Annotated in this window: 7 protein-coding genes; 6 read left to right on the top strand and 1 reads right to left on the bottom strand. The window is 24.5% G+C overall.

All coding sequences use genetic code 11. The features are described from left to right. From Q0J90_RS09345 to Q0J90_RS09320, 6 genes are all read left to right on the top strand, one after another. The coding region (locus Q0J90_RS09345; RefSeq protein WP_297277646.1) for a chemotaxis protein CheB at positions 1-1058 on the top strand (1058 nt) is incomplete at its 5' end. Then, on the top strand, positions 1055-1540 hold the full coding sequence (locus tag Q0J90_RS09340) for a hypothetical protein (RefSeq protein ID WP_297277645.1): 486 nt from the start codon (positions 1055-1057) through the stop codon (positions 1538-1540). The genes Q0J90_RS09345 and Q0J90_RS09340, both read left to right, overlap by 4 nt. 19 nt (positions 1541-1559) lie before the next feature. Then, positions 1560-1973: a hypothetical protein gene (locus Q0J90_RS09335; protein ID WP_297277644.1), complete on the top strand. Its 414-nt coding sequence runs from the start codon at positions 1560-1562 to the stop codon at positions 1971-1973. A gap of 77 nt (positions 1974-2050) precedes the next feature. Continuing rightward, positions 2051-2905, top strand: coding sequence for a 4-(cytidine 5'-diphospho)-2-C-methyl-D-erythritol kinase (ispE, locus tag Q0J90_RS09330; protein ID WP_297277643.1), 855 nt, complete (start codon positions 2051-2053; stop codon positions 2903-2905). Between the two features lie 67 nt (positions 2906-2972). Continuing rightward, positions 2973-3962, top strand: coding sequence for a hypothetical protein (locus tag Q0J90_RS09325; protein ID WP_297277642.1), 990 nt, complete (start codon positions 2973-2975; stop codon positions 3960-3962). 11 nt (positions 3963-3973) lie between these two features. Beyond that, a complete protein-coding gene (locus Q0J90_RS09320; RefSeq protein WP_297277641.1) occupies positions 3974-4807 on the top strand; it encodes a hypothetical protein in 834 nt (277 codons plus the stop codon). A gap of 8 nt (positions 4808-4815) precedes the next feature. On the opposite strand, the gene Q0J90_RS09315 is transcribed toward Q0J90_RS09320, so the two are convergent. Continuing rightward, positions 4816-5898: a mannose-1-phosphate guanylyltransferase gene (locus Q0J90_RS09315; RefSeq protein WP_297277640.1), complete on the bottom strand. Its 1083-nt coding sequence runs from the start codon at positions 5896-5898 to the stop codon at positions 4816-4818. Between the last annotated feature and the right edge of the window lie 310 nt (positions 5899-6208).

Raw genomic sequence — 6208 nt, 5'->3', positions numbered from 1 at the left:
GTATAGATGCATATAGAAATATAATTTCCACTAAGCCTGATTTTCTTGTTATGGAAATAGATTTGCCTTTAATGGGCGGAATAGAACTTTTAAAATTATTAAAAAAAGAAAATATATCAATAAATATATTAGTAATGACTTCTTTTAGTAAGAATAATGATTTGTCAGCTAGAGCTTTAGATTTTGGGGCTTTGGATGTAATTTATAAGCCTAAAAGTATAACAGATGATTTTTTTAAAGAATCTGTACTAAATAGGATTATTGAAATAACTAAAAATAAATTAACTAATTTAGAATTTGATTTTGACTTAAATTATAATATTGAAGTACCTTCAAATAATGCAAAAGAAATTATATATGCTTCTAAAGATCCGAATATTTCAAAATTTGATGATAATGTTAGAATACTTCCTTTTGATCAAAAAGGTGTAGCAACAGCCATATCTAAAGTATCAAAATTAGGCTTTGAAGCTCCTAAATTAGTTGCTATAGGTATATCAACTGGAGGTCCTAGAGCTCTGAGGATAATGCTTCCTAGTTTACCTAAGGATTTTCCTATTCCAATACTTATATCTCAGCATATACCTAAAGATTTTTCATCATCTCTTATATCTAGTTTAAGAGATATATGCAAAATAGAAATAAAAGAAGCTGTTTCTGATGAGGAGATACAGCCTTCTATAGTTTATATTTCACCTGGTGATAAAAATATGGGTATATATTCTGATTCATCTGGAAAAATTAAAATAAGATTGTATACTGATTATGAAAATAAATTTATTTATACGCCATCTGTGGATTATTTATTTGATACTATCAATGATACTTTAGTTAATAAATCTATAGCTATTGTTATGACAGGAATGGGTAATGATGGAACTCAAGGAATGATAAAGTTATATAATAATAAAAATTTAACAATTGCTCAGAGTAAAGAAACATGTACGGTTTATGGTATGCCTAGAAGTGTTATAGAAAATCAAACAGTTCATTTGGTGATGTCTCTTTATGATATAGCAGAATTTTTAGTACAATATGTGAGGTCTAAAAATAGATGAAGAAAATACTTTTTTTAATGATGTTTTTATTTTTTATTTCTTGTGAAAAAAAATATGATGCTAGTGTAGAATATAGTGCTTATGAATATGAAGCCTATATTTCTAAATTAATTGCCAATAAAGATACTTTGGAGTTTACTTCAAATTTTCTTCTTAGTTTGGATGAAAATATTGTTAATAATTTAAATGAAATGAATTTAATATATGAGCTTACTCCTGCAAATATTATAGAATCTATAAAAAATAGGGGAGCTTTATATCAAAGAATTTTTTCTGATAATGATGATTCTCTTTGTAATTATTTACCTAAAGACGGCGGATATTATGATGTTAATGTAACTTATAGGAAATATAAGGATATTATTGTATCTCAAATTGAATATCCGTCTTTTAATAAGATGTCTGAGAATTCTATAGAGTTAGTTGCTATTTATTTAAATAATAAGTGGAATCTCATAACTATTAATTTTTTGAATATTTAATTTTTTAGAGGAAATTTAGATGAAAAGATTATTTGCAGCATTTATTATTATATTAATTTTTTTGGTGTCATGTTTAGAGGATGCTGACACTTTAAGAAAAAAATCATTATTCGGATTTTATGATGATATGAAGCTTCAATTGCTTGGTGATAATATTGATTGGATAGAAAATAATTCTGATATTGAAAACATAGATTCTATTAAAGATATACTGATAAATAATAAAGATTCTATAAAAAATCTTATATCATCTTCAAATGCAGAATATTCTGTTACTATAAATTATACTATAGGAGATAATACAAATCCTTATAGAGGATATTATATAATTAGAAATACAGAGTTTTCTCCTACTTATTATTATATTAGGTTAGTTAATAAGTCAACAAGTAAATGGAAAATTGAATCTATAGATAAATTACCTTTACAATAATATTTTGTTATTATATTGCATTAATTTTTTTAAAGTGTAGTATTATTTAATATAAATATTTACTTTAAGGAAAAATTATGCCTACAATAAAATCTCCTTGCAAAATTAATCTTTCTCTTGATATAACTTCTAAAAGAAATGACGGATACCATTTAATAGAATCACTTTTTCACACGGTTAATTTATATGATATTATAAATATTGAAAAGTCAAACGAATATAATATAACAACAAGCGGACAATTTGCATTGGAGGATGAAACAGAAGAAAATATTGTAACAAAAATATTTAATCATTTTAAAAACAATATTGGACTTAATAATAATTATTCTATTCATATAGAAAAAAATATTCCTACAGGAGCAGGACTTGGTGGAGGTTCTTCCGATGCTGCAAGTATTATTAAATTCTTTTTAAGTGAATTAAATATAGAAATAAATAATAGTTTAATAGAATCTTTTTCTAAATTTGGTGCTGATATTCCTTTTTTTATAAGAGGAGGTTGTGCTTGGGTTTCTGGAATAGGTGAGAAGATAAAAAACTATGATTTTACTTTGCCTTATAATATAATATTATTGTATCCTAATATTCACGTTTCTACAAAATTGGCATATTCAAAATTTAATAAAGATGATTTCAATAAATCAGATGTTTTTGCTATAAAAAATATGCTTGATAATAAAGATTATAATTTTGAAGATATAGTTTCTAAAACGTATAATATATTTGAGAAAAATGTTTTTAATATAGAAAAAAAAATAGAAGAAATAAAAATTGAAATGGAAAATATAATTAATAGAAAAGTATCCATGAGCGGTTCAGGATCTTCTCTTTTTGCTTTATATAAAAATAATGATGAAAAAATAGCTGATGATTTTAATAAATTAAAGTCTATTTTTAATGAAAATATTTATAAATTAAATTTAATTTAGTATATCTATTTAATCTTTTTTATGATATAATCTAAAAAATATTTAAATAAATTAATAGAAAAATTTTATGATAAAGAAAATTATAATAGCCATAATATTTATATATGCATCTGTTTCTTATGCATTTGTTTCATCAAAACATTCATTATCTGTTTTAAATACAAGCAGTACAAGATCAAGAGGTATGATGGGATCATCTTTCTTAATAGGAAATGACTCATCTGCTTTATTTTTGAATTCTGCTTCTTTGATGGGAGTTTTGAGAGATAGTGTAAATGTAAATTATACTTTCACTCCTAATTTGCAAAATGAGTATATATTTAATGCTTCTTATGCACATATAGACGGTTCTTATGCTGTAGGAGCTGGTTTTGCAGGAGAGATAAATAAAATATATTCTTATGATAGTTCAGGCTCCAAAAAGAATGATATATATAATGGCTTGTATTTGATAAATGTTGGTGCAGCTTATGCTATTACTGAGAGTTCTTTTATTGGAGGAAATATCAAGACTGTTATCAATAATAGTGAAAAAGATAATAATTTTGGAATGTTTTTAGATTTATCATATATGCAGTCTTTTTTTACTCCTAATTTTAAATTGGGTGTTGGTGTTAGAAATTTAGGATTTTATGATAATGTATTCGGTAAAATAGATACAGATATAGTAGCTTCTCTTGCTTATACTAAAAGCGATTCAAGCTTTAATGTATCTGTTCAGTATGCTATATCCGTTCCTTCTGTGAGCCATGAAATATCTGTAGGGCTTGAGGCTATGATTGTTGATTTTAATAAATTAGGATTATTCAAGAATAAAAATTCGATATGGTATGAAGATTTGCCTGAAAATATATTGGATGCCCCTAGTGCTATTCAAAAAAGATTGTCAGCAAAACTTCCTAGCGGTATTTTAGCTAGAGTTGGTGTTGGAAATAAAGGTGCTTCTTTAGGTTTATCGCTTTATTTGGATTTATTTAGACTTGATTATGCTATTGTTTTTGATAATTTTAGTAAAGATAATATATCGCATGATCTAGGTTTAAGCTTCATGTTTTAAAGATTTATTATATGGCTATTTGTAAACAGAAAATATCTAATACAGAAAACTGCGACAGGGAAGAATATAAAGACGATTTATGCATTATACACCATAATAGCAATGATAAACCGGACGGGCTTTTCAGACGTATTATAAGAGATGACTTTTACAGAGGATTTTATAATTTCTCTTATATGATTAGTTATGAGGGATTTAATTTTGAAGGCTTAAAAGTTGATAGAGATATAAATTTGATATTTAAAAATTGTTCTTTTTTTGGTCCTTTTCAAATGAGAAACTTTGATTTAAAGGCTTCTTTAGATTTTACAGATTCTAATTTTGATTCCGGCATATTCATAACTATGTCTAATGTTCATAAAGAAGTCATTTTAAAAAATTCTAATATAAATATTGATTTTAATTTTTCATTATCAGATTTCTTTTCCATAGATATAGATAATATAACAGTAGATTGTAATTATACTATGTCAAATTCTGATATACATGATAAGCTTTCTTTTAATCATATACATTTTAAGAATAATTTCAGCCTTCTTAATTCCAGTCTTCATGGAGATGCTAGTTTTGAAAATATAATTATAGAAGGTGATGCTGATTTTAGAAATATAATGTTCTACAAATCATTAAAATTTGAGAATGTTCAAATAAAAGGTAAAACTATACCATTTGAAATAGCAGATAATAAAAATATAGAGTTAAAAAATGTTGTTATGAATGGAATACTGATAGAAGACAATCAAAAAGAAAAGAAAGAAGAAGAAAAGAAAAAATCAAATTTGGAAAAAATAAAAGAGGCCAAAGATAAAATATATAAAGATTCTATTTTAAAAGATAAAAAATAAAATACTATTTATAGTAAGTCTCTTTTATCTTTTAGTTCATCTTTTTCTCTTATATCTTTTAATATTTCCTTAATTTTTGAATCTTTATTATTAGGATAAATCAAAAATACCCCATTAGAATGTACTATAGTCAGATCATCTACTCCGTCTATTGCTATAAATGTATTACTTTCATCATTTATTATGATATTATTGTTTGCCTCTTTTGCATATACATTTCCAACAATTACATTGTTATTGCTGTCTTTATCATGTATTCTTCCAAGTGCAGAGAAAGCTCCTAAATCATCCCAGAAAAAATGCGATTTTATACATATAATATTATCCAGTTTTTCCATTACAGATGAGTCAAAAGATATTTTATCTATTTTTTTAAATAACTCTATAATCTCATCATAATTTTTATTATCTTTTAATGCTTCAAATGTTTTTAATACTTTATCGTATGTATCAGGCATGAATGTTTTAATACTATTAATAATATTATCTATATCCCAAATAAACATTCCGCTGTTCCATAGATAATTGCCGTCTTCTAAAAATTGTATTGCTTTTTCCAAATTTGGTTTTTCTAAGAATTTTTCTACATTGTATTTGTCATCTTTTATATTATCTTTCAATTTTATATATCCGTATCCAGTTTCCGCTCTGCTAGGAGTAATTCCAACTATTACAATATTTTTTGTATCTTTGGTTATGCTTATTGCATCTTCTATGTTCTTTATAAACATATCTTCATTTTTAATTATAGGGTCTGCCGGCAGTATTACAGCAATAGCATCCCCTAATTTTTCTTTTATAGTTAATATACCTAAAGTAATTGCTGCGGTAGTATCTCTTCCCATAGGTTCATATATTATATTTTCTTTTTTAAAATTAGGTATATATTTAGCGAAAGATTTTTCGTATCTTTTTCCAGTAATTATGAATATATGTTCTTCATTTGTGATTTTCAGAGATCTGTCTATAGTTTGTTCTATTAATGATTTGTTTTCTATAATATTTAAAAATTGCTTTGGTTTGTCTTCTCTACTTAAAGGCCATAGTCTTTCTCCTATTCCTCCAGCCATTATAAGTACAGCTATGTTCATTTTATTATTTCCTTTTAATTTTTGAATATATATATATTATATTTCAAAAATTAATAAAAAACAATAAATATATTCATTTATAAGTAATATTTTTTAGTTTTATAATACTAACTTTTAATAAAAAAATATACTACTTCACTAAAATTATTATTTACATTTAATACATTCGCTTCAAAAAAATAGATTTTTTGTAAAAAATGTAGTTCTTAAATAAATTTAAGTAAATTTTGTTGTATTAACATAAAATATTATTTAATATTTTTATTTGACAAAATTATGATTATGTATTAATCTTTATCTATAATGGGGA

The sequence above is a fragment of the uncultured Brachyspira sp. genome (assembly GCF_944390595.1).
In the GTDB taxonomy this organism is placed as follows: domain Bacteria; phylum Spirochaetota; class Brachyspiria; order Brachyspirales; family Brachyspiraceae; genus Brachyspira.
Note: the sequence above shows the minus strand (reverse complement) of the source record. Positions and strands in the feature narration are given on the sequence as shown.

Coding starts and splice junctions, on each gene's coding strand:
- Q0J90_RS09315 (WP_297277640.1), bottom strand. CDS start 5,898: ATGAACATAGCTGTACTTATAATGGCTGGAGGAATAGGAGAAAGACTA.
- Q0J90_RS09335 (WP_297277644.1), top strand. CDS start 1,560: ATGAAAAGATTATTTGCAGCATTTATTATTATATTAATTTTTTTGGTG.
- Q0J90_RS09340 (WP_297277645.1), top strand. CDS start 1,055: ATGAAGAAAATACTTTTTTTAATGATGTTTTTATTTTTTATTTCTTGT.
- Q0J90_RS09325 (WP_297277642.1), top strand. CDS start 2,973: ATGATAAAGAAAATTATAATAGCCATAATATTTATATATGCATCTGTT.
- Q0J90_RS09320 (WP_297277641.1), top strand. CDS start 3,974: ATGGCTATTTGTAAACAGAAAATATCTAATACAGAAAACTGCGACAGG.
- ispE (WP_297277643.1), top strand. CDS start 2,051: ATGCCTACAATAAAATCTCCTTGCAAAATTAATCTTTCTCTTGATATA.